The following is a 24,227-nucleotide window of genomic DNA, read 5'->3' on the forward strand; positions in this document are numbered from 1 at the left end:
GCCCTATAGAAGTCCGCGCAAAATTTCACCATTAGCCCGCCCCAAGGCATACTTGCCACCCTCCGCACTGCAGACCCCAAGACCGCCCCATGCGTATCCACGTCAGCTTCATCGACCGCGTCGGTATCACCCAGGAAGTCCTGGCCCTGCTCGGTGGGCGCAATCTGAACCTGGATGCGGTGGAAATGGTCCCGCCCAATGTCTATATCGACGCCCCGACCCTGAGCCCGCAAGTCCTCGAGGAACTGCGCGATGCGCTGTTCAGCGTGCGTGGCGTGCAAGCGGTGACAGTGGTCGACATCCTGCCCGGCCAGCGCCGGCACTTGCAGCTCGACGCGTTGCTCGCAGCCATGACCGACCCGGTGCTGGCACTGGACAGCGACGGCAAGGTGCTGCTGGCCAACCCGGCCCTGATCGCCCTGTACGGCCGCGAACCGGACGGTGAAAGCGTGGGCGACCTGTTTGCCGACCCGGCCTTGCTCGACGCCCTGCTCGAACACGGCTTTCGCCTGCCGCTGCGGGAAATCACCGTCAACGGCCAGACCCTGTTGCTCGACGCCACACCGATCACCGACGCCGGCGCCCTGCTGACCCTGTATCAACCGAACCGCATCGGCGAACGCCTTTCCGCGCTGCACCACGACCACGCCGAAGGTTTCGATGCCCTGCTCGGCGAGTCCCCGGTGATCCGCACCCTCAAGGCGCGCGCCCAGCGGGTGGCGGCCCTCGATGCACCGCTGCTGATCCAGGGCGAAACCGGCACCGGCAAGGAGCTGGTGGCCCGCGCCTGCCACGCCATCAGCGCCCGGTACAGTTCACCCTTTCTGGCGTTGAACTGCGCGGCATTACCAGAGAACCTCGCCGAAAGTGAGCTGTTCGGCTACGCTCCCGGCGCTTTCACCGGCGCGCAACGAGGCGGTAAGCCAGGGCTGATGGAACTGGCCAACCAGGGCACGGTGTTTCTCGATGAAATCGGCGAGATGTCGCCGTATTTGCAGGCCAAATTGCTGCGATTCCTCAACGACGGCAGTTTTCGCCGGGTCGGCGGCGACCGGGAGGTCAAGGTCAACGTTCGGATCCTCAGCGCCACCCACCGCGACCTGGAAAAAATGGTCAGCGAAGGCCTGTTCCGCGAAGACCTGTTCTATCGCCTCAACGTCCTCAACGTCGAAGTGCCGCCCCTGCGCGAACGCGGCCAGGACATCCTGCTGCTGGCCCGCTATTTCATGCAGCAGGCCTGTGCGCAGATCCAGCGCCCGATCTGTCGCCTGGCGCCAGGCACTTATCCGGCGCTGCTGGGCAACCGCTGGCCTGGCAACGTGCGGCAATTGCAGAACGTGATCTTCCGTGCCGCGGCGATTTGCGAAAGCAGCCTGGTGGACATCGGCGACCTCGACATCGCCGGCACTTCGGTGGCCCGCCAGGGCGACCATGACGTCGACAGCCTGGAACAGGCCATGGACGAATTCGAAAAAACCCTGCTGGAAAAACTCTACGCCAGCTATCCCTCGACCCGGCAACTCGCGACCCGCCTGCAAACCTCCCACACGGCGATTGCCCATCGGTTGCGCAAGTACGGGATACCCAACAAGGCCTGAGGCCTGACACCGAACAACTGTGGGAGCGAGCCTGCTCGCGATGACGGACTGACAGCCACCATCGATGTCGACTGAACAACCGCTATCGCGAGCAGGCTCGCTCCTACAGATTCCTCCGTCATCCGAAAAACCGCGCCAAAAACGACCTCAACCTGTACTGAAAGCGCTACAGCGGAACGATATCGCTACACCCCTCTCCGATCACGGCTGTGCAAGGCTTTGATCCACCTCGGCTTTTATCATTGACATATGCCGTATCGATTTCGCTACAAGGATTGAATTTCAGCCTTTGTCGAAACCACCTAAATCATTGACCAATAACAAGAAAAACAACGTTGGCCGCGTTCTTGCTATGTACTCCTCATAACCCGGGCATCGCCCAAGCATTCAATCGCGTCCACCAGACGAGTCTGGCCCCTTAGGAGTTTCCATGAGCGAGTTGCGTTTTACTGAAGATCACGAATGGCTGCGCACCGAAGCTGACGGCAGCGTCACGGTCGGCATCACCGCTTTCGCACAGAACGCCCTGGGCGACGTGGTTTTCGTTCAACTGCCTGAGCTGCAGTCCTACGACAAAGGCGCCGAAGCCGCCACCGTGGAATCGGTAAAGGCTGCCAGCGGCGTGTACATGCCGCTGGACGGCGAAGTGCTGGAAGTGAACCCGGCGCTGGACAGCAGCCCTGAGCTGGTCAACGAAGATCCGCTGGGCGAAGGCTGGTTCTTCCGCTTCCAGCCAAGCGACGCCTCGGCTGTCGCCCAACTGCTGGATCAGGACGCCTACGACCGCCTGATCAAAGCCCAAGCCGAAGCCTGAGGAGCACTGACATGACCCAGATTAATCTGACCACCGCCAACGAATTCATCGCCCGTCACATCGGCCCGCGCGCCGGTGACGAGCAAGCGATGCTCAACAGCCTCGGTTTCGACTCCCTGGAAGCCCTGAGCGCCAGCGTGATTCCCGACAGCATCAAGGGCACCAGCGTCCTCGGCCTGGAAGACGGCCTGAGCGAAGCCGATGCCCTGGCCTTGATCAAGTCCATCGCGACTAAAAACCAGCTGTTCAAAACTTTCATCGGCCAGGGTTACTACGGCACCCACACGCCGTCGCCGATCCTGCGCAACCTGCTGGAAAACCCGGCCTGGTACACCGCCTACACCCCGTACCAGCCAGAAATTTCCCAGGGTCGTCTCGAAGCGCTGCTGAACTTCCAGACCCTGATCAGCGACCTCACCGGCCTGCCGATCGCCAACGCCTCGCTGCTGGACGAAGCCACCGCCGCTGCCGAAGCCATGACCTTCTGCAAACGACTGAGCAAGAACAAGGGCAGCCACGCCTTCTTCGCCTCCGTGCATTGCCACCCACAGACCCTCGACGTGCTGCGCACCCGTGCCGAGCCTCTGGGCATCGACGTGGTGGTTGGCGACGAGCGCGAGCTGACTGACGTGACGCCATTCTTCGGCGCGCTGCTGCAATACCCGGCGAGCAACGGTGATGTGTTCGATTACCGCGAGCTGACCGAACGCTTCCATGCCACCAACGCCCTTGTTGCCGTGGCTGCCGACCTGCTGGCCCTGACCGTGCTGACCGCGCCGGGCGAATTCGGTGCCGACGTGGCCATCGGCAGCGCACAGCGCTTCGGCGTGCCGCTGGGCTTCGGTGGCCCGCACGCGGCTTACTTCTCCACCAAGGACGCGTTCAAGCGTGACATGCCGGGCCGTCTGGTCGGTGTTTCCGTGGACCGTTTCGGCAATCCGGCCCTGCGCCTGGCCATGCAGACCCGCGAGCAACACATCCGTCGCGAAAAAGCCACCAGCAACATCTGCACCGCGCAAGTACTGCTGGCCAACATCGCCAGCATGTACGCCGTGTACCACGGTCCGAAAGGCCTGACGCAGATCGCCAATCGCGTGCATCACCTGACCGCGATCCTGGCCAAAGGCTTGAGCGCACTGGGCCTGAGCGTCGAGCAAGCGAGCTTCTTCGACACCCTGACCGTGAAGACCGGCGCGCAAACCGCCGCCCTGCACGACAAGGCACACGCCCAGCGCATCAACCTGCGCATGGTCGATGGCGAGCGCCTTGGCCTGTCCCTGGACGAAACCACCACCCAGGCCGACGTTGAAACCCTGTGGAGCCTGCTGTCCGACGGCAAGGCCCTGCCGGACTTCGCCGCCCTCGCTGCCTCGGTGCAGAGCGCCATCCCGGCCACGCTGGTGCGCCAGTCGCCGATCCTCAGCCACCCGGTATTCAACCGCTATCACTCGGAAACCGAGCTGATGCGCTACCTGCGCAAACTGGCCGACAAGGACCTGGCGCTGGACCGCACCATGATCCCGCTGGGTTCGTGCACCATGAAACTCAACGCCGCCAGCGAAATGATCCCGGTGACCTGGGCCGAGTTCGGCGCCCTGCACCCGTTCGCCCCGGCCGAACAAAGCGCTGGCTACCAGCAACTGACCGACGAACTGGAGGCCATGCTTTGCGCCGCTACCGGTTATGACTCGGTTTCGCTGCAACCGAACGCCGGTTCCCAGGGTGAATACGCAGGTCTCCTGGCGATCCGTGCCTACCACCAGAGCCGTGGCGAAGACCGTCGCGACATCTGCCTGATCCCGTCGTCGGCCCACGGCACCAACCCGGCCACCGCACAAATGGCCGGCATGCGCGTGGTCGTCACCGCCTGCGATGCCCGTGGCAACGTTGATATCGAAGACCTGCGCGCCAAGGCCATCGAGCACCGCGAACACCTCGCCGCGCTGATGATCACCTACCCATCGACCCACGGCGTGTTCGAAGAAGGCATCCGCGAAATCTGCGGCATCGTTCATGACAACGGCGGCCAGGTGTACATCGACGGCGCCAACATGAACGCCATGGTCGGCCTCTGCGCGCCGGGCAAGTTCGGCGGCGACGTGTCGCACCTGAACCTGCACAAGACCTTCTGCATCCCCCACGGCGGTGGCGGCCCGGGCGTCGGCCCGATCGGTGTGAAATCGCACCTGGCGCCATTCCTGCCGGGCCACGCACAGATGGAGCGCAAGGAAGGCGCCGTTTGCGCGGCACCGTTCGGCAGCGCGAGCATTCTGCCGATCACCTGGATGTACATTCGTATGATGGGTGGCGCGGGTCTCAAGCGTGCTTCGCAGCTGGCGATCCTCAATGCCAACTACATTTCCCGTCGCCTCGAAGAGCACTATCCAGTGCTGTACACCGGCAGCAACGGCCTGGTGGCGCACGAGTGCATCCTCGACCTGCGTCCACTGAAAGACAGCAGCGGCATCAGCGTCGATGACGTCGCCAAGCGCCTGATCGACTTCGGCTTCCACGCCCCGACCATGTCGTTCCCGGTGGCCGGCACGCTGATGATCGAGCCGACCGAAAGCGAATCCAAGGAAGAACTGGACCGCTTCTGCGACGCCATGATCCGCATCCGCGAAGAAATCCGCGCAGTGGAAAACGGCACCCTGGACAAGGACGACAACCCGCTGAAAAACGCTCCGCACACCGCCAAGGAGCTGGTGGGCGAGTGGTCGCACCCGTACAGCCGTGAGCAAGCGGTGTACCCGGTTGCGTCGCTGATCGAAGGCAAGTACTGGCCACCGGTCGGTCGCGTCGACAACGTGTTTGGCGACCGCAACCTGGTCTGCGCCTGCCCGTCGATCGAAAGCTACGCTTAAAGCAATGAGGGGGCGGTTGATCCCGCCCCCTTTTTGCAAGAACACCACAGTCCTCTGTGGGAGCGAGCTTGCTCGCGATAGCGGTCTTTCAGTCGACATCCATGGTGAATGTCAGACCGTCATCGCGAGCAAGCTCGCTCCCACAGGGAACTGTGCCAAGCCTCAGATCCCGCCATACCTATAACAAGAAACCGGAGAACCACCATGTCGTTAAGCGTGTTCGACCTGTTCAAGATTGGCATCGGCCCCTCCAGCTCCCACACCGTCGGCCCGATGCGCGCCGCTGCGCGTTTCGTCGAAGGCCTGCGCCGTGAAGGGCTGCTGACGGCCACCACCTGCGTCAAGGTCGAGCTGTACGGCTCGCTCGGCGCCACCGGCAAAGGCCACGGCAGTGACAAGGCTGTGCTGCTGGGCCTGGAAGGCGAACACCCGGACACCGTCGATACAGAGACCGTCGCCGCGCGCCTGCAAGAGATTCGCAGCAACGGCCGCTTGAACCTGCTCGGCGAACACAGCATTGCGTTCAACGAGAAAGAACACCTGGCGATGATTCGCAAACCCTTGCCCTATCACCCCAACGGCATGATTTTTCGCGCCTTCGACGCAGCGGGCCTGCAGATCCGCAGCCGCGAGTACTACTCGGTCGGCGGCGGTTTTGTCGTCGATGAGGACGCCGCCGGTGCCGACCGCATCGTCGAAGACGCCACCCCCCTGACCTTTCCGTTCAGGAGTGCCAAGGATCTTCTCAGTCATTGCGTCAAATACGGGCTGTCGATCAGCCAGGTGATGCTGACCAACGAAAGCGCCTGGCGCCCGGAAGCGGAAACCCGCGCCGGCCTGCTGAAAATCTGGCAAGTGATGCAGGACTGCGTCGCCGCCGGATGCCGTAACGAAGGCATCCTGCCCGGCGGGCTGAAGGTCAAACGCCGGGCCGCCGCGCTGCATCGGCAATTGTGCAAGAACCCGGAATCGTCGTTGCGCGACCCGCTGTCGGTGCTCGACTGGGTCAACCTCTACGCGCTGGCGGTCAACGAGGAGAACGCCAACGGCGGGCGCGTCGTGACGGCGCCCACCAATGGGGCGGCGGGGATCATTCCAGCGGTGTTGCACTACTACATGCGTTTTATCCCGGGCTCCAATGACGACGGCGTGGTGCGATTCCTGCTGACTGCCGCGGCCATCGGCATTCTGTACAAGGAAAACGCCTCGATCTCCGGCGCCGAAGTCGGCTGCCAGGGCGAAGTCGGCGTCGCCTGCTCGATGGCCGCCGGTGCCTTGTGCGAAGTGCTTGGCGGCACTGTGCAACAAGTGGAGAACGCCGCGGAAATCGGCATGGAACACAACCTCGGACTGACCTGCGACCCGATTGGCGGGCTGGTCCAAGTGCCTTGCATCGAGCGCAACGCCATGGGCTCAGTCAAGGCCATCAATGCCGTGCGCATGGCCCTGCGCGGCGACGGGCAACACTTCGTCTCCCTCGACAAGGTCATTCGCACCATGCGCCAGACCGGCGCCGATATGAAAAGCAAATACAAGGAAACCGCCCGTGGCGGTTTGGCGGTCAACATTATCGAGTGCTGATGCGCGCTCATCTGCACCCTTCTTCAGGAGCTGAATATGTCCACCGAACAACTGTTGAAAACCCCGTTGCACGCACTGCACATCGAACTCGGCGCGCGCATGGTGCCGTTCGCCGGCTACGACATGCCCGTGCAGTACCCGCTGGGCGTGATGAAAGAACACCAGCACACCCGCGACCAGGCCGGGCTGTTCGATGTCTCGCACATGGGCCAGATCCGTCTGACCGGCGCCAATGCCGCCAAGGCCCTGGAAACCCTGGTGCCGGTGGACATCATCGACCTGCCGGTGGGCATGCAGCGCTACGCGATGTTCACCAATGCGACGGGTGGCATCCTTGACGACCTGATGGTCGCCAACCTGGGTAATGACGAACTGTTCCTGGTGGTCAACGCCGCCTGCAAGGATCAGGACCTGGCGCATCTGCGCAAGCACATTGGCGACCAGTGCACGATCGAGCCGCTGTTCGAAGAGCGCGCCCTGCTTGCCCTGCAAGGTCCGGCTGCGGTGACCGTGCTGGCACGCCTGGCCCCGGAAGTTGCGAAGATGACCTTCATGCAGTTCGCCCGCGTGAAGCTGCTGGGCGTGGACTGTTTTGCCAGCCGTTCGGGTTACACCGGTGAAGACGGTTTCGAAATCTCCGTACCCGCCGCCAACGCCGAAGCCCTGGCTCGCGCGCTGCTGGCTGAAGCCGAAGTGGCCGCCATCGGCCTTGGCGCCCGCGACTCCCTGCGCCTGGAAGCGGGTTTGTGCCTGTACGGCCACGACATGAACACCGACACCACCCCGATCGAAGCAAGCCTGTTGTGGGCGATCTCCAAGCCACGTCGCGCTGATGGCGCACGGGCAGGCGGTTTCCCTGGCGCCGAAACCGTATTCGCCCAGCAACAGGCAGGCGTGGACCGCAAACGTGTAGGTCTGCTGCCACAGGAACGTACACCCGTGCGTGAAGGCGCCGAGATCGTCAACGAAGCCGGCGACATCATCGGTAGCGTCTGCAGTGGCGGTTTCGGGCCAACCCTGGGCGGTCCACTGGCCATGGGTTACGTCGACAGCGGTTACATCGCACTGGACACACCGGTTTGGGCGATCGTTCGTGGGAAAAAGGTGCCTTTGCTTGTAAGCAAAATGCCATTTGTTCCACAACGCTACTATCGCGGCTGATTGAATGTTCCTATAAGTAACGCGGTTGCGTTAACGGTGCACTAATGTGTAACGCAACCGCCATATAACAGTGCATCGTTTGGCTATAAGCTTCGATTATGAACTTTGCTTATAACGATCGAAAACAACTGAACAAGACCAGGGAATAAGCCCCCGCTAGTGGACTGACTTTGCCATCAACCTGAGGAAATACGGGGCCTTCACAGGGCTTGTTTTTTCTCCCGTAGTTGGCGTAGAGTTTGTTCACTGTGTTTGCATGGGTCGCTTGGAATCGTGACCTGGGCAGTAGCCTACAAGTTAGCTACATCCCGTTCGACGTCTTCTTACTCTCCTGCAACCAGCCCCAGTACTCTTTCATGAGAAGGAGACTGTCATTAATTTTTTGCGTCAAAGGAAATAAGAAATGTCCCAACGTCAGAGCGGTACCGTCAAGTGGTTTAACGACGAGAAAGGTTTTGGTTTTATCACTCCTGAAAGCGGTCCGGATCTGTTCGTGCATTTCCGCGCCATCCAGGGCAACGGCTTCAAGAGCCTGAAAGAAGGCCAGAAAGTGACTTTCATCGCCGTGCAGGGCCAGAAAGGCATGCAGGCTGACGAAGTACAAGCAGAAGCCTGATCTTCTGTAACGAAAAAGCCCCTGATGCTGACATCAGGGGCTTTTTTGTGCGCGTAAATCCGTAAAATGGCTTCTTTTTCCGCCGAGAGCCTGCCATGTCGAAACACCTGCTTACTCCCCAGGGCGACTTTCCTGCCGCCGGCCTGGGTCGTCGCCTGGCAGCCATGTTCTATGATTTCCTGCTGTGCACCGCCCTGCTGATCGTCACCAGCGGCATCTACAAGATGATCCAGATGGCGATCATCGGCGAAGAAAGGATGCGTACCCTGACCGAAGCGGGTGCGCTGGACGGCGATCCCCTGCTCTCCACAGTGCTGTTGTTCGTACTGTTCGGTTTCTTCGCCAAATTCTGGACCTGGTCCGGTCAGACACTGGGCATGCAGGTCTGGTGCATCCGCGTGCAGAATGCCGATGGCTCGTCCATCAGCCTGTGGCAGGCGCTGCTGCGCTTTGTGGTGTCGATTGCTTCGCTGCTGTGTGTTGGCCTGGGATTCTTCTGGTCGCTGTTCGACAAGCAGAAACGCAGTTGGCATGACATCTACTCCAATACCGAACTGGTGCGGATTCCAAAGAAGACCAAATAATTTTCCGATGCAGAAACCACTGTGGGAGCGAGCTTGCTCGCGATGGCGGTATTTCAGCTGACATTGATGTCGACTGACACTCCGTCTTCGCGAGCAAGCCCGCTCCCACAGTTAATACGACGAAACTGACAGATCTCAGGCGTTACCGGCCAGCTTCATCCGCGCAGCCTGGGTGAAATCAAGCATGCGCTTGAGCGGTCGAATCGCCTGCGGGATCAGTGCCGGGTCGACAAAGATCTCGTTCGACCCTTCCTTCAACGCCTTGAGCGTGCGCTCAAGGGTGTTCATGGCCATCCACGGGCAATGTGCACAACTGCGGCACGCCGCGCCGTTACCCGCCGTAGGGGCCTCGATGAAGACCTTGTCCGGGCACAGCTGCTGCATCTTGTAGAAAATACCGCGATCAGTCGCAACGATCAGCGTCTTGTTCGGCAGGCTCTGTGCCGCCGCGATCAACTGACTGGTGGAGCCCACGGCGTCCGCCAGTTCGATCACCGAGGTCGGCGACTCCGGGTGCACCAGAATCGCCGCATCCGGGTACAGCGCCTTCATGTCTTCAAGCTGCTTGGACTTGAACTCTTCGTGAACGATGCAGGCACCGTCCCACAGCAGCATGTCGGCACCGGTCTGGCGCTGGATGTAGGTCCCCAGGTGCTTGTCCGGGCCCCAGATGATGGTCTCGCCGTTGTCCATCAGGCTTTCGACGATTTCCAGCGCACAGCTTGAAGTCACCACCCAATCCGCCCGGGCTTTTACCGCAGCCGACGTATTGGCGTACACCACCACCGTGCGCTCCGGGTGTTGATCGCAGAACGCGGAAAATTCGTCCACAGGGCAACCCAGGTCGAGCGAACAGGTCGCTTCGAGCGTCGGCATCAGCACGCGTTTTTCCGGGTTGAGGATCTTGGCGGTCTCACCCATGAACTTCACGCCGGCGACGACCACGGTCTTGGCCGGATGGGCGTTGCCGAAACGGGCCATTTCCAGCGAGTCGGAGACACAGCCGCCCGTCTCTTCGGCCAGCGCCTGAATGACAGGGTCACAATAGAAGTGGGCCACCAGCACCGCGTCCTGAGCCTTGAGCTCGGCAGCGATGGCAGCACGGTAATAAGCCTCTTCATCGGCGGTCAGCGGCTTGGGCTGTTTGGCGTCGAGGTGGGCTTGAACCAGAAGGCGTTCGGAAATTTGCGTCATGTTCGCAAGACCTGCAAGCGCATTCGCGCGAAAGTCGAGTATACACCCGGCTCCGGACCCGTCAGGGTACCGCCGGGAAAGTGAGTATTGATCAGGCACGGACAGCGTTGAAGCTGCGCAAGGCTACAGAATATCCGACGGATGCAAAAGATGATTCTGACCTGCGTCATACGCAGCAGCCCGCAGCGAAGCGGACTTGAATCGCGGGCAAAAAAAAACCCGGAAATCCTCACTTGCGTGGGCCTTCCGGATTTTCTAAACCGCCAAAAATGGTGGGTCGTGTGGGATTCGAACCTACGACCAATTGGTTAAAAGCCAACTGCTCTACCAACTGAGCTAACGACCCGCTGTGTGGTGGCGCGTATAATACTGATTTTTAAGGACTATTCAACACCTATTTTGAAATAAATCAAAAATAAGGGGTTGGATCGCTGATTCCGGCCGCCGCAAAGCCTTCTGCACGCAGTCGGCAGCTGTCGCACTTGCCGCAAGCACGGCCTTCATCGTCGGCCTGATAGCAGGAAACGGTCAGACCATAATCCACGCCAAGCTTCACGCCGGCCTGGACGATCTGCGCCTTGCTGAGGTTTTGCAGCGGTGCCTGGATGCGGAAGCCATTGCCTTCCACGCCGGCTTTGGTTGCCAGGTTGGCCATGCGCTCGAACGACTCGATGAACTCGGGACGGCAGTCCGGGTAACCGGAGTAATCCACCGCATTGACGCCGATGAAGATGTCCCGTGCGCCGAGCACTTCAGCCCAGCCCAGGGCCAGGGACAGGAACACCGTGTTACGCGCAGGCACGTACGTCACCGGAATGCCCTCACCCAACTCTTCCGGAATATCGATGCTGCGGTCAGTCAGCGCCGAGCCACCCATGCCGTTCAGGTTCAGACCGATCACCTTGTGCTCGACCACTCCAAGGTCCCGTGCCACACGCTCGGCGGCGTACAGTTCGGCGTGAGAGCGCTGACCGTAATCAAAGCTCATGGTGTAGCAGCTGTAGCCTTCGGCGCGCGCCATGGCCACGACGGTCGCCGAGTCCAGGCCACCGGACAACAGGATGACCGCACGTTTTTCAGGAGTGTTCAGTTGTTCAGTCATTTCAGCGCCCCGGCTCGTCATTCCATAGATATTTATGCAGCTGCAATTGCAAACGCACTGGCAGGTTATCCGCCACCACCCAGTCCGCCAGATCCCGGGCATTGAGATCATGGTGACTTGGCGAGAACAGGACTTCACCGGCACGCAGGTCAAGACCGTACTGGATCAGCTTGGAAACGGACCAGTCATAGTCCTCCCGCGAGCAGATGACAAACTTCACCTGATCGTTGGGCGTGAGCAGCTCAATGTTTTCGTAGCGATTGCGATGTGCTTCCTTCGAACCCGGGGTTTTCAGGTCGACAACGCGACTGACCCGGGAATCTACTGCCGAGATATCGATAGAGCCACTGGTTTCCAGTGACACTTCGTAACCGGCGTCACACAAGCGCTTGAGCAAGGGAATGGCGTTGGGCTGTGCCAGGGGCTCGCCGCCCGTGACGCAGACATAACGTGGGCGAAAACCGGCAACTTGCTCGAGGATGTCATCGAGGGTGCGGATGGTTCCGCCGGTGAACGCGTAGGCGCTGTCGCAGTATTGGCAACGCAGAGGGCAACCGGTCAGGCGCACAAAAACAGTGGGCAGGCCAGCAGTCCGCGTTTCTCCCTGCAACGAGTAGAAAACTTCGGTAATTCTCAATGTGTCTTGCATAGTCGCCACGGGCGTAACAGCTAAACAGGCTGTCCGCCTCCGTCAGGCACTTCAAGGAACCCCGGCAATGCGCAGATCCCAAAAAGCGTGTTTCAGAAAAAGGGTGTGAATTCTAACGAAAAAACCCGCGACAAGCGCGGGTTTCTTCAAAACGGGTCAAGCAGGCTTACATTTTTTGCAGATCGCGCTGGGCCAACTGAGCAGCGGAAGTGCCCGGATATTGGGACACCACCTGCTGCAGAATGCCTTTGACCCGGTCGGTATGACCCAAGCGACGCTCTACATCAGCGAGCTTGTACAGCGAGTCCGGCACTTTGGCGTGCTTGGGATACAGCTGCGAAACCTTGGAAAATGCCTGACCTGCGCCTTGCAGATCGCCTTTGGCCAGGTTCACTTCGCCCAACCAGTACTGGGCATTGCCCGCATACTGGCTGTTCGGGTATTTGCGCAGGAAAGCGGCAAAAGCCTGGCTGGCCTTGTCGAAATCCTTGGCCTTGATCAGGTCGAAGGCAGCATCGTAATAGAGCTTTTCCTTCGCCGGATCTGCCGGCTCGCTACCCGCGGCAGGTGCTTGAGCGGCGGCTGCGCCAGCTGCCGCACCTGCGGCTGCACCAGCGGCATTCAAATCACCACCGGTGGAAGAATTTTCAGGAGTCGCGGCTGGTGCAACGCCGGTTCCTATGCGCCGATCAAGATCCTGGTATCGCTCCAGGTTTTCCTGCTTCATGCGCGCTACATCATTTTGCAGAACTTCAATCGCACCTTGCTGGCGCTCGATCTGTTGCTGCATTGATTGCAGTTGGTTGAACAGCTCGCCCTGTGCCGAGACAGGGGCCGAAACCCCTCCCCCGGCATAGGCGCCGTTCGTACCGTAACCTGCAGGCGGATAACTGCTCCCGCTATTGTTATAGCCGGAGTCATTATCGACCACAGGAACCGCAGCCCACACCGCCAGCGGCGCGAGGCTGAGAGCCAGAACAGTTACAGCACGACGGCACGTTCGCATGACGAATTACTTACGCAGTTCGACGCGACGGTTTTGAGCCCAGGACTGCTCGTCGTTGCCGGTAGCAACTGGACGCTCTTCGCCGTAGGAAACCAGTTCCAGCTGAGCTGGGGAAACACCTTGCAGTACCAGATAGCGCTGAACGGCTTTCGCACGACGCTCGCCCAGTGCCATGTTGTACTCACGAGTACCACGTTCGTCGGTGTTGCCTTCCAGAACAACGCGAGCGCCGTTTGCTTTCAGGTCTTTGGCGTGAACGTCCAGAGCGCGCATGGCTTCTGGCTTCAGGTCCGAACTGTCGTATTCGAAGTAGAAAGTAGTGATAGCGCGCAGTGCAGCTTCTTCGCTCAGGGAGCCGTCAACTGCGCCAGTGTTTGCGCCATAACCAGCGTTTGGATCTACCGCGCCTTCACCGGCATTGTCGCCGCCTTTGGACGAGCAACCTACAGCTACAGCCATGGCCAGTGCCAGCGCAGCAAATTTACCAAACTTCAGCATTTCCATCGTGAAACTCCTAATGAACCCCAGTGTGTTAAGTACAACGTATAGCGCCGCGTCAGTTCAGGAAAGGGGACCAGGAAGGTTCTCTGACTTCGCCTTGTGCGGTAGGAAGCGGGAGCCTTACGCGTCCATTGATGGACACGAGCATCAAGACTCCCCGGCCCTGCTGGCGGGTGGCGTAGATTACCATGGTGCCGTTGGGCGCGACAGTAGGCGACTCGTCCAGAGTGCTATCAGTGAGGATTTTTACACTACCGCGCTGCAAATCCTGGGCCGCCACCTTGAAATTGGTGAAGCCATCCTGACGGTGAATCATGACAAGCGTCTTTTCATCAGCCGACAGTTTAGGGTTGGCGTTGTAGTTACCGACGAAAGTCACACGTTCGGCACCGCCACCACCGGCACTGGTCTTGTAGATCTGCGGTTTGCCGCCACGGTCGGACGTAAAGTAGATGGTCGAGCCATCCTTGCCCCAGAACGGTTCGGTGTTGATGCCAGGACCGTTGGTGACGCGGCTGATCTGACGCGAGCCCAGGTTCATCACATAGATGTCCGGGTTGCCGTCTTTGGACAGCACGAACGCCAGGCGATTGCCATCCGGCGACCAGGCTGGTGCACCGTTCAGGCCTTCGAAGTTGGTGATCTGCTCACGGCGACCGGTGTCGATGTTCTGCATGAAGATGCGTGGACGCTTCTGCTCGAAGGAGACATAAGCGATGCGCTTGCCATCCGGTGCGAAACGCGGCGACAGGATCGGCTCGCGCGACTGCAGCAGGGTCACGGCGCGAGCACCGTCGTAGTCCGAACGTTGCAGGGTGTAGCGAGTGTTGTTCTCGGAGAAACGCTCGGCCGTTACGTACAGCAGGCGAGTCGAGAAGGCACCCTTGATACCCGTGAGTTTTTCGAATGACTGGTCAGAGATGTAGTGCGCCATGTCGCGCAACTGATCGACGCCGCCCGACACGCTGCCGGTCAGCACTTGCTGCTCGGTGGCAACGTTGAACAGTGCGTATTGCACCTGCAGGCGACCGCCCGCCGGAACAATGCTGCCGACCATGACGTACTGGGCACCCAGCGCCTTGAAGTCACGGAAGATGATTTCGCTGGCCTGGCTCGGCTGGCTGATCATGTTCTGCTTTGGAAGCGGCGAGTAGTAACCCGAGTTGCGCAGGTCGTTACCGATGATTTCCGCCATATCGTCCGGCAGCACGCTACCGCCCTGGAAGCCGAACGGTACTACGGCGATCGGGGTCGCCCGATCGCTGCCACTGGTAACCAGAATGTTTTTCTCATCTGCCATCGCCATCCCTGCCATGCAGCAGATAACGACCAGCATTCCTCGAAGAAGGTTTCTCACAAGGCTAGATCCTCAGGTGTGAATGTCATCTTGAATGAACGATACGGAGCGAAATCACTCGGCTTCATTCCCTGCATTTCTGTCAAACGTCCAATATTCTTCACCGCTGCAACAGCCGAGGCGTCAAACGGACCGTCGCCACTGGACTTGGACACGTTGACCGAAGTCACCGTACCGTCCGGCAACATGCCGATTTGCAATACGACCGTCATGCCTTTGCGTGCCGAAGGTGGACGAGCCCAGCCTTCCGCTGCACGCGCACGAATCAGGTCATCGAAACTGCCGGCGACTTCGTCGCCCTGCTCATCGGCCAAGGCCTGCTGACGCTGCGGCGTGTCGGAAAGCAAATCTGCCAGGGCCTGGGCCTTTTTGTCTTCGGCGGATTTACGTGCCGCGTCCTGCGATTTCTTCTTCGCAGCATCGGCGGCAGCTTTCTTCTTCGCTTCCTCGGCGACTTTCTTCTTCGCCTCTTCAGCTTCAGCTTTCTTCTTGGCGTCTTCCGCGGCTTTCTTCTTCGCGTCTTCGACGATCTTTTTCTTGGCTTCTTCAGCGGCCGCTTTCTTGGCCTCTTCTTCCGCGGCTTTCTTGGCTTCTTCTTCAGATTTCTTCTTGGCTATATCAGCCAATTGTTTCTCTTCTGCCTTCTTGGCTTCCGCGGTTTTCTTCGCATCGTCGGCTTTCTTGGCTTCATCAGCCTTTTTCGCCTCGTCCGCTTTCTTCGCCTCGTCGGCCTTCTTGGCTTCTTCGGCCTTTTGAGCCGCCTCTTCTTTCTTTTGTTCCGCAGCCTTCACGGCTTCCTGCTCGACCTTTTTCTGTTCCATCTGCTCGACTTCGGTCTGACGCGCAGCAGATTTCTGCGCCTCACCGGCAATCTTCTGATTGGTCTGGGTGGTCGCCCGACTTTTCGATTTCAGCTGGTACAAGGTCGCCTGGACAATCGGCTTGGCCGGCGGCAGTTCCGGGGTAAAGGCAAAACTGACGAACAACATGCCGAACACCAGCACGTGCAAGCCAATCGCCCAGACACTAGGCCAGAAGTAGCTTTCCGAGGCGGACGGCTCTCGCTGTTGCTGCATCAGGGCGCCTCGGTAATCAAGCCAACATTACCGACCCCGGCTTTCTGCAACCCGCCCATGGCGCCCATGACGGAGCCGTAATCGACACTCTTGTCGCCGCGAATGAAGACCTGGGTACGCTTGCCGCCTTCGTTGCCGACGCGAATGATCTTGGTCACCGCGTCAGTCATCTGCGGCAGGGTCATGGCCCGATCCTGCTGCTTTTCGGTGTCGACTTCGCTACCAAGGTTCCAGTAGTAGGTCTTGTCGGATTTGATGGAAATGGTCAGGACCTGGGTGTTGTTGTCCTGCGGCAAGGCTTCACTGGAAACCTTGGGCAGATCAACTTTCACGCCCTGATTGAGCATTGGCGCGGTCACCATGAAGATGACCAGCAGCACCAACATCACGTCGATGTAAGGCACCACGTTCATCTCGGCGACCGGCTTGCGCTTTTTGCGAGCTCGAGCGATTAAAGCCATTGGAAATTACCTGCTTATTCTTCGCTGGTGTGCACTTTGCGGTGCAGGATCGCCTGGAACTCGTCGGCGAAGGTGTAGTAACGGCCCAGCAGGGTTTCGCTACGAGCAGCAAAACGGTTGTAAGCGATAACGGCTGGAATGGCAGCGAACAGACCGATCGCGGTGGCAATCAGTGCCTCAGCGATGCCTGGGGCAACAGTGGCCAGGGTCGCTTGCTGGGCACTCGCCAGACCGCGGAAGGAGTTCATGATGCCCCAGACCGTACCGAACAGACCGATGTACGGGCTCACGGAACCGACGGTGGCCAGGAATGGCAGGCTTTGCTCAAGCTTTTCTTCTTCGCGGGAAATGGCAACGCGCATGGCACGTGCCACGCCTTCCATGACCGCTTCAGGATCAACGCCTGACTGCTGACGCAGACGGGAGAACTCCTTGAAGCCGGCGCGGAAGATTTGCTCGACACCCGAATCCGGGTCCGGGTTGCTGCCGGCCTGACGGTAGAGCTTGGACAGGTCTATGCCCGACCAGAAGCGCTCTTCAAAGCTCTCCAGGGCGCGTCGACCGGCGCGCAGCAGGTTGCTGCGCTGAAAGATCATGATCCATGAGGTCACCGATGCGGCTACCAGGATCAGCATTACCAGTTGCACCACGATACTGGCATTGCTGATCAGGCTCCACATGGAGGAATGGTCGACGACGTTAGCTTCCACGCTTTATCTCCTGCTTTGAGTGTGTACCCGCGCCGCTCACGTCGGCAAAGGCCGCTCGTAGAGCTTCGGGAATGGCCCGGGGTTTTAAACTTTCAGTGCGCACACAGGCCACCAGAAACTGCCCTTCACAGAGCAGCGCATTATCCGTAGCCCGCCTTACCTGCTGCTTGAAGCGCAGGCTGGCACGGTTCAATTCGATTACTTCAGCGCTTACCAGCAGCTCGTCGTCCAGCCGCGCCGGCGCGTGGTAGCGCGCTTCGCTGGAATGCACGACGAACAACAGATCCTCCCCGGCAAGCTGCGATTGGGCAAAGCCCAGATCTCGTAGCCGCTCGGTTCGAGCCCGTTCCATAAACTTGAGGTAATTAACGTAATACACGATGCCGCCCGCATCGGTGTCCTCGTAATAAACGCGACAACGATGTGCGAAAGGCTCAAGCCCGTTTTGCGCGCGCATACTCTAGTGCTTACTCCTCAGGTTGCCAATCCGGCATGGCAACTGTTTTTCATTGTTCTGCGGCTTTCTCGTGAAAGTACGGTCCTGGGACCCTACATTGCCCGAAAAAATCAGCACGCAACGTTAATTAATCGTCAGCAGCATCGAGGAACTCGTCTACCACGGGCATTTCGCCCAATCGTGACGGAATGTTTAAACCGAAATGCAGGTAGGCATGCCGCGTCACCACCCGCCCCCGTGGCGTGCGCATGATGTAGCCCTGCTGGATCAGGTAAGGCTCCAGCACGTCTTCAATGGTGTGACGCTCTTCGCTGATGGCAGCGGCCAGGCTGTCGACACCGACCGGCCCGCCGTCGAATTTCTCGATCATGGTCAGCAACAGACGCCGGTCCTGGTGATCGAAGCCACGCTCGTCGACGTCCAGCAGGTTCAGCGCCAGGTCGGCAATCGGCTTGGTGATATGCCCCTTGGCGCGGACCTCGGCGAAGTCGCGCACCCGACGCAGCAAGCGGTTGGCGATCCGTGGAGTGCCACGGGCACGGCGGGCGATTTCGAAGGCGCCTTCCGGGTCCAGCGGCAAACCGAGGATGCTGGCCGAACGACTGACAATCGTCGACAGGTCGGCGGTATTGTAGAACTCAAGACGCTGGACGATGCCGAAACGGTCACGCAACGGATTGGTGAGCATCCCCGCCCGTGTTGTTGCGCCCACCAGGGTGAACGGCGGCAGGTCCAGCTTGATCGAACGCGCGGCCGGCCCCTCACCGATCATGATGTCGAGCTGGAAATCCTCCATGGCCGGGTACAGCACTTCTTCAACGATGGGCGACAGGCGATGGATTTCGTCGATAAACAGCACATCGTGAGGCTCAAGGTTGGTCAACAGCGCCGCCAGGTCACCGGGGCGCTCCAGCACCGGCCCCGAGGTGCTCTTGATCGACACACCCATTTCCTGGGCGATGATGTTGGCGAGGGTGGTCTTGCCCAGCCCCGGCGGCCCGAAGATCAGCGTGTGATCCAGGGACTCGTTACGACCGCGAGCTGCCTGAATGAACAACTCCATCTGCTCGCGAACGGTCGGCTGGCCAATGTATTCAGCCAGGCTGACCGGGCGAATCGCGCGGTCCTGGACTTCTTCGCGTTCACGCGGACTGTGCGTGGCAGCGATCAGACGATCAGCTTCAATCACTTAGATCATTCCCTTCAAGGCGCGGCGGATCATGTCTTCACTGCTCAAATCTTTCTCCTTGATCGCAGACACTGCCTTGCTCGCTTCCTGGGGCTTGTAGCCCAGGGAAATCAAGGCGCTGACGGCGTCAGTCTCGGCAGTGTTCACCGGAGCCGGTCCATCCGGCTGGTTCGGCACCAGGGCGAACATGGCCGGTACGGTTTCCCAGGCCTTGAAGCGATCCTTGAGCTCCACCAACAAGCGTTCGGCGGTTTTCTTGCCGACGCCCGGGACCTTGGTCAACGCCGAAGTGTCCTGGGACTGTACGCAGCGAACCAGTTCATCGACTTCCAGGCTCGACATCAAGGCCAGGGCCAGTTTCGGTCCGACGCCGTTGAGGCGGATCAATTCGCGAAAAAAGTCACGCTCACGTTTGCCGACAAAACCATAGAGTAACTGTGCGTCTTCGCGCACGACCAAATGGGTATGCAAGGTTAGCGGCTCACCGACCGACGGCAAGCGGTAAAGGGTCGTCATGGGCACTTCAAGTTCATAGCCCAGGCCATTTACATCCAGAATCAGATGGGGAGGCTGCTTCTCAGCCAGGGTGCCGCGCAAACGTCCAATCACGTTACAAATCCTTGAGCGTTGGCCAGCTCTTGGCCAGCGACTGATAGAGCGAGGGAATACCGCCGACAACACAGGCGGAATGCCCTCACTCCATGAAAATGATTGCTGATGCTATCAGAGACGCAGGCGCCCGCCACGACTGCGTGCTGCTCCCAGCCCATGGGGCAGCAGGCTGGAACGGGTATGAGCATGGCAGATGGCAATGGCCAGGGCGTCCGAGGCATCGATCTGTGGTTTGCTGGTGAGCTTGAGCATGTGCATGACCATCATTTGCACCTGCTCCTTGTTGGCCGCACCGGTGCCGACGACCGCCTGCTTGACCTGGGTTGCGGTGTATTCGGCAATTTCCAGGCTTTCCTCAGCACCTGCCACGATCGCAGCGCCACGGGCCTGCCCCAGTTTCAGGGCGGAATCGGCGTTACGGGCCATGAACACCTTTTCGATGCCCATGGTCACCGGATGGTACGTCTGAATGATCTCCCGCACCCCGCGATAGACAATCTGCAGTCGCTCATGCAGCTCGCCGGCACCGGTGCGGATACAACCGGAGGCGACGTACTCACAGCCGCGGCCGGTATCACGAACCACACCGTAACCGGTGATGCGCGAACCGGGGTCGATACCAAGAATTAAAGTCATAACGCCTGCGGGTTAAGTAAAAGCACGATATTCAATACAACGAATAACAAATGTGGGAGCGGGCTTGCTCGCGAAAGCGGTTTCATATTCAGCAACAACGTTGCCTGCAAATCCGCGTTCGCGAGCAAGCCCGCTCCCACATGGGACACTGTTGCCCTTTAGCCGAGCTGTGCGGCCACCGACTCCGGAATCTCGGCGTTGGAATAAACGTTCTGCACGTCATCCAGGTCTTCGAGCATGTCGATCAGCTTGAGGACTTTCTCGGCGCCGTCCAGATCGAGCTCGGCGCTGGTGGTCGGCAACATGACGATTTCCGCATCGTCACCTTTGAAGCCCGCCGCTTCCAGTGCGTTACGCACAGAATAGAACCCGGCAAACGAGGTGAAAACGTCGATCGAACCGTCTTCGTTGGTCACCACGTCATCGGCGTCGGCTTCCATGGCGGCTTCCATCAGCGCGTCTTCGTCAACGCCGGCAGCGAAGGAGATCTGCCCCTTGCGCTCGAACAGGTAGGCCACCGAACCGTCAGTCCCCAGGTTGCCGCCGCATTTGCTGAACGCATGGCGAACAGCGGCTGCGGTGCGATTACGGTTGTCGGTCATGCATTCGACCATCACCGCCACGCCGCCCGGGCCGTAACCTTCGTAGGTCAGCTCGACCATGTCGTCGGTATCGGCGGCGCCAGCACCACGGGCAACCGCGCGATCAATGATGTCGCGACTCATGTTCGCGCCAAGGGCCTTGTCCAATGCCAGACGCAGACGCGGGTTGGAGCCTGGATCACCGCCGCCCTGACGGGCAGCGACAGTCAGCTCACGAATCCACTTGGTGAAAATCTTGCCTTTCTTGGCATCCTGACGTTCTTTGCGGTGCTTGATGTTCGCCCACTTGGAATGACCTGCCATAACTCGCTCCGAATTCTCTTTGAAACATTGCCCGCTGCGCTGCATTGCGCCGGCCGGCAAATAAAAATCTTGAACTGCTCTGCCTAAAAAGAAAAGGCGCATCCACAGATGCGCCCTTCAGGTCAGCCTTACTCGGCCTTAGGCGTTTCGCGCAGACGAATGTGCAACTCGCGCAATGCCTTGGCATCCACCTGGCCCGGTGCCTGAGTCATGACATCTGCCGCGCTCTGGGTTTTCGGGAAGGCGATCACTTCACGGATCGACTGGGCGCCGGTCATCAGCATCACCAGACGGTCCAGACCGAAGGCCAGACCACCGTGCGGCGGTGCGCCATACTTCAGGGCGTCGAGCAGGAAGCCGAATTTCTCTTCCTGTTCCGCTTCGTTGATACCCAACAGACGGAATACCGACTGCTGCATTTCTTTACGGTGGATACGGATCGAACCGCCACCCAGCTCGGTACCGTTCAATACCATGTCGTAGGCACGGGACAGAGCGCCAGCCGGGTTGGCTTCCAGCTCTTGCGGGGTGCACTTCGGTGCGGTGAACGGGTGGTGCAAGGCGGTGAAGCTACCGTCGTCGTTTTCTTCGAACATCGGGAAGTCGACGACCCACATTGGCGCCCACTTGCAGGTCAGCAGGTCCAGGTCGTGGCCCAGCTTGATCCGCAGCGCGCCCAGGGCTTCGCTGACGATCTTCGCCTTGTCGGCGCCGAAGAACACGATATCGCCATCGACCGCACCGACGCGATCGAGGATCACGTTGAGGTTGTCTTCGGGGATGTTCTTCACGATTGGCGACTGCAGGCCTTCAACACCCTTGGCGCGCTCGTTGACCTTGATGTACGCCAGGCCCTTGGCACCGTAGATGCCGACGAACTTGGTGTAATCGTCGATCTGCTTGCGCGGCATGCTCGCCCCGCCAGGAACGCGCAAGGCGGCGATACGGCATTTCGGGTCGTTGGCCGGGCCGCTGAACACCTTGAAGTCGACTTCCTTGAGCTGGTCGGCCACGTCCACCAGTTCCAGCGGGTTACGCAGGTCTGGTTTGTCGGAACCGTAGCGGCGCATGGCTTCTTCGAAGGTCATGTGCGGGAAATCGCCGAATTCCAGATCCAGCACTTCCTTGAACAGGTTGCGGATCATTTGCTCGGTCAGGCCCATGATCTCTTTTTCATCGAGGAAGCTGGTCTCGATGTCGATCTGGGTGAATTCCGGCTGACGGTCGGCCCGCAGGTCTTCGTCACGGAAGCACTTGGCGATCTGGTAGTAACGGTCGAAGCCGGCCACCATCAGCAGTTGCTTGAACAGCTGCGGCGATTGCGGCAAGGCGAAGAACGAACCGGCATGAGTACGGCTCGGCACCAGGTAGTCGCGCGCGCCTTCCGGGGTAGCACGGGTCAGGATCGGCGTCTCGACGTCGAGGAAGCCGTTCTCGTCCAGGAAGCGGCGGATGCTGGTGGTCATGCGCGAACGCAGACGCAGCTTCTCGGCCATTTCCGGGCGACGCAGGTCGAGGAAGCGATAGCGCAGACGGGTTTCTTCGCCGACGTCGGAGAACTCGTTCAACGGGAACGGCGGGGTTTCCGATTCGTTCAGCACTTCCAGCTCGTAACCCAGGACTTCGATCATGCCCGACGCCATGTTGGCGTTGGTCGCACCGGCCGGACGCAGGCGAACCTTGCCGGTGATCTTCACGACGTACTCGCTGCGCACGCGATCGGCAGCAGCGAAGGTTTCAGCGCGGTCCGGATCGAACACGACCTGGGCCAGACCATCACGATCACGGATATCGAGGAAAATCACCCCACCGTGGTCACGGCGACGATGGACCCATCCGCAAAGGGTAATTTCCTGGCCGTCCAGGCTTTCGTTCAGTTGGCCGCAATAATGGCTGCGCATCATGGTCGTGGTTTCACTTCTCGTAATTCGAAATTCGGTGGAGATCCTACAGCAGCCCCGCCTTTAAAAAAGTCGCCGGGTGATGCAAGAGCACGCGTGTCGTTCAACTCAGGTTCCAGACCTTAGTCAGCTTTGTCGCCGCCGGCCAGATTCTTCTTGGAGCCGGTCTTGAAATCGGTTTCGTACCAACCCGTGCCGCTGAGGCGGAAGCCCGGCATGGACAGCAACTTTTTAAGCTCTGGCGCCTGACAGGCAGGGCAGTCGACCAGCGGTGCATCGCTGATCTTTTGAATGGCTTCCAACTGATGACCACAGGAAGCACATTGATAATCGTACATCGGCATGGAGGTTGTCTCGGCGATCAGATTGCTACCGCAAACGCAGGGTTTTGCGGCAAAGAGCGGGATTATATCCATTAAATGCGGCCTGTGCAGCCGTAAGACTGCACAGACCGACACTCTGCTGCTTTCGCCGCCCGGGCTAGGCCGTGACGACGCAACCCCCTTCCTTGAGACTGTGCACGACACAGACAACCCGCACCAACCCACTGAAGTTCCTTACCCCGCCGTGACGCAAGTGAACTTCGCGATCCACGTGAGATAACAGGCTACTGACCGAGCAGCCATTGACCCGGGCCATCTCCCCCAAAATATCCCAATAAACCTGTTCAAGCCGCAAACAGGTGGCGAAGCCATTCAATCGTACGGAGCGGGACAAGGGCTGGGCCAGCCCCATATCGAACTCGCGAACAAACGGATCGACCCTTACATCCTTGTGCGAACCGTATCGCCCCTCTTTTTGCCGTTCATAAACCATTACGCTGACACTCCTTTGCCATCCTGGTTTCTTTATGAGCAACTGTGTGTCGACTTATAAAAACGCAGGTGCAAAGGTATATCCAGCTGACTTTATGACCTTCGGCGTAGGATAAGCCAACAATTGTTGGCAGACCCTGGAGAACGTCCTACTCCGGACAATTTCCCACACAGCAAAGTAATGCCCCCTTCAGAAGCACTGCATGGAATGCCGTAGGAAAAAGAGTGCGAACAACACGTCAAGGCGTCATCCGCGCATGCGAGCGTTACTGCTCAGCCGTAGGTACCGCAATACCGCAACCCCGCAGGCAACCTGCGGCAAATCATCCCCAAAGAGCCGCCGGACGCCCTGATTTGAGTAGCCTGCGGCTTTGCTGTTAAATAGACAGTGTGTCGCCAGTGCCTATTTTTTCCGGGCGCGGCGCATAGGCTGATACC

At 59.5% G+C, this 24,227-nt stretch carries 24 protein-coding genes and 1 tRNA gene; 7 read left to right on the forward strand and 18 right to left on the reverse strand.

Annotated elements, in window-relative coordinates; all coding sequences use genetic code 11:
* Positions 1-89: 89 nt before the first annotated feature.
* The 7 genes from AC3IT9_RS22985 (at position 90) to AC3IT9_RS23015 (ending at position 9,218) form a co-directional block, all read left to right on the forward strand.
* Positions 90-1,598, forward strand: a complete 1,509-nt coding sequence (locus tag AC3IT9_RS22985; RefSeq protein ID WP_423502242.1) for a sigma-54-dependent transcriptional regulator — start codon at positions 90-92, stop codon at positions 1,596-1,598.
* 430 nt (positions 1,599-2,028) lie between these two features.
* A complete protein-coding gene (gene gcvH / locus AC3IT9_RS22990; protein ID WP_008047373.1) occupies positions 2,029-2,412 on the forward strand; it encodes a glycine cleavage system protein GcvH in 384 nt (127 codons plus the stop codon).
* An 11-nt stretch (positions 2,413-2,423) separates the two neighbouring features.
* Complete coding sequence (gene gcvP, locus AC3IT9_RS22995; protein WP_489271103.1) at positions 2,424-5,276, forward strand: aminomethyl-transferring glycine dehydrogenase; 2,853 nt, start codon at positions 2,424-2,426, stop codon at positions 5,274-5,276.
* Between the two features lie 204 nt (positions 5,277-5,480).
* A complete protein-coding gene (locus AC3IT9_RS23000; protein ID WP_489271104.1) occupies positions 5,481-6,857 on the forward strand; it encodes an L-serine ammonia-lyase in 1,377 nt (458 codons plus the stop codon).
* Positions 6,858-6,893: 36 nt separating this feature from the next.
* Positions 6,894-8,018 (forward strand): glycine cleavage system aminomethyltransferase GcvT, encoded by a 1,125-nt coding sequence (gene gcvT, locus AC3IT9_RS23005; RefSeq protein ID WP_150726707.1) that lies wholly within the window; start codon positions 6,894-6,896, stop codon positions 8,016-8,018.
* Between the two features lie 403 nt (positions 8,019-8,421).
* On the forward strand, positions 8,422-8,634 hold the full coding sequence (locus AC3IT9_RS23010; protein ID WP_007977299.1) for a cold-shock protein: 213 nt from the start codon (positions 8,422-8,424) through the stop codon (positions 8,632-8,634).
* A 95-nt stretch (positions 8,635-8,729) separates the two neighbouring features.
* Entirely contained in the window at positions 8,730-9,218 is a 489-nt protein-coding gene (locus tag AC3IT9_RS23015) for an RDD family protein (protein ID WP_057713522.1), read from the forward strand.
* Positions 9,219-9,353: 135 nt separating this feature from the next.
* Here the strand turns inward: AC3IT9_RS23015 and nadA are convergent, their stop codons facing one another.
* From nadA to AC3IT9_RS23105, 18 genes are all read right to left on the reverse strand, one after another.
* A complete protein-coding gene (nadA, locus tag AC3IT9_RS23020; protein ID WP_095942772.1) occupies positions 9,354-10,412 on the reverse strand; it encodes a quinolinate synthase NadA in 1,059 nt (352 codons plus the stop codon).
* Positions 10,413-10,682: 270 nt separating this feature from the next.
* Positions 10,683-10,758, reverse strand: a tRNA-Lys gene (locus AC3IT9_RS23025).
* 63 nt (positions 10,759-10,821) lie between these two features.
* Positions 10,822-11,514 (reverse strand): 7-cyano-7-deazaguanine synthase QueC, encoded by a 693-nt coding sequence (queC, locus tag AC3IT9_RS23030; protein WP_150754450.1) that lies wholly within the window; start codon positions 11,512-11,514, stop codon positions 10,822-10,824.
* 1 nt (position 11,515) lies between these two features.
* Positions 11,516-12,163, reverse strand: coding sequence for a 7-carboxy-7-deazaguanine synthase QueE (queE, locus tag AC3IT9_RS23035; RefSeq protein ID WP_008047363.1), 648 nt, complete (start codon positions 12,161-12,163; stop codon positions 11,516-11,518).
* Between the two features lie 166 nt (positions 12,164-12,329).
* Entirely contained in the window at positions 12,330-13,169 is an 840-nt protein-coding gene (ybgF, locus tag AC3IT9_RS23040) for a tol-pal system protein YbgF (protein ID WP_489271105.1), read from the reverse strand.
* 6 nt (positions 13,170-13,175) lie between these two features.
* Positions 13,176-13,673, reverse strand: a complete 498-nt coding sequence (gene pal, locus AC3IT9_RS23045; protein ID WP_003178634.1) for a peptidoglycan-associated lipoprotein Pal — start codon at positions 13,671-13,673, stop codon at positions 13,176-13,178.
* Positions 13,674-13,725: 52 nt separating this feature from the next.
* Complete coding sequence (gene tolB / locus AC3IT9_RS23050) at positions 13,726-15,006, reverse strand: Tol-Pal system beta propeller repeat protein TolB (RefSeq protein ID WP_191624928.1); 1,281 nt, start codon at positions 15,004-15,006, stop codon at positions 13,726-13,728.
* A 17-nt stretch (positions 15,007-15,023) separates the two neighbouring features.
* Entirely contained in the window at positions 15,024-16,103 is a 1,080-nt protein-coding gene (gene tolA / locus AC3IT9_RS23055) for a cell envelope integrity protein TolA (RefSeq protein WP_489271106.1), read from the reverse strand.
* The gene (gene tolR / locus AC3IT9_RS23060; RefSeq protein ID WP_162135951.1) at positions 16,103-16,555 is read right to left on the reverse strand and encodes a protein TolR; all 453 of its coding nucleotides are present in this window, start codon (positions 16,553-16,555) and stop codon (positions 16,103-16,105) included. The genes tolA and tolR overlap by 1 nt, the downstream gene beginning before the upstream one ends.
* A 23-nt stretch (positions 16,556-16,578) precedes the next feature.
* Positions 16,579-17,274 carry a protein TolQ gene (gene tolQ, locus AC3IT9_RS23065; protein ID WP_150726712.1) on the reverse strand — a complete coding sequence of 232 codons (696 nt, stop codon included), beginning with the start codon at positions 17,272-17,274 and terminating at the stop codon, positions 16,579-16,581.
* Complete coding sequence (gene ybgC, locus AC3IT9_RS23070) at positions 17,264-17,731, reverse strand: tol-pal system-associated acyl-CoA thioesterase (protein WP_057713518.1); 468 nt, start codon at positions 17,729-17,731, stop codon at positions 17,264-17,266. Before ybgC ends, tolQ begins: the two co-directional genes overlap by 11 nt.
* Before the next feature lie 127 nt (positions 17,732-17,858).
* Positions 17,859-18,920 (reverse strand): Holliday junction branch migration DNA helicase RuvB, encoded by a 1,062-nt coding sequence (ruvB, locus tag AC3IT9_RS23075; protein ID WP_046042209.1) that lies wholly within the window; start codon positions 18,918-18,920, stop codon positions 17,859-17,861.
* Complete coding sequence (ruvA, locus tag AC3IT9_RS23080; RefSeq protein WP_008052450.1) at positions 18,921-19,529, reverse strand: Holliday junction branch migration protein RuvA; 609 nt, start codon at positions 19,527-19,529, stop codon at positions 18,921-18,923.
* A 114-nt stretch (positions 19,530-19,643) separates the two neighbouring features.
* The gene (gene ruvC / locus AC3IT9_RS23085) at positions 19,644-20,168 is read right to left on the reverse strand and encodes a crossover junction endodeoxyribonuclease RuvC (protein WP_008015799.1); all 525 of its coding nucleotides are present in this window, start codon (positions 20,166-20,168) and stop codon (positions 19,644-19,646) included.
* Between the two features lie 158 nt (positions 20,169-20,326).
* On the reverse strand, positions 20,327-21,073 hold the full coding sequence (locus AC3IT9_RS23090; protein ID WP_151213917.1) for a YebC/PmpR family DNA-binding transcriptional regulator: 747 nt from the start codon (positions 21,071-21,073) through the stop codon (positions 20,327-20,329).
* 128 nt (positions 21,074-21,201) lie between these two features.
* Complete coding sequence (gene aspS, locus AC3IT9_RS23095; RefSeq protein ID WP_489271107.1) at positions 21,202-22,977, reverse strand: aspartate--tRNA ligase; 1,776 nt, start codon at positions 22,975-22,977, stop codon at positions 21,202-21,204.
* A gap of 119 nt (positions 22,978-23,096) precedes the next feature.
* A complete protein-coding gene (locus AC3IT9_RS23100) occupies positions 23,097-23,318 on the reverse strand; it encodes an FmdB family zinc ribbon protein (protein ID WP_032829812.1) in 222 nt (73 codons plus the stop codon).
* A gap of 136 nt (positions 23,319-23,454) precedes the next feature.
* Positions 23,455-23,790 carry a ribbon-helix-helix domain-containing protein gene (locus AC3IT9_RS23105; RefSeq protein WP_489271108.1) on the reverse strand — a complete coding sequence of 112 codons (336 nt, stop codon included), beginning with the start codon at positions 23,788-23,790 and terminating at the stop codon, positions 23,455-23,457.
* Between the last annotated feature and the right edge of the window lie 437 nt (positions 23,791-24,227).

The organism is Pseudomonas sp. KH_046_1, assembly GCF_057839025.1.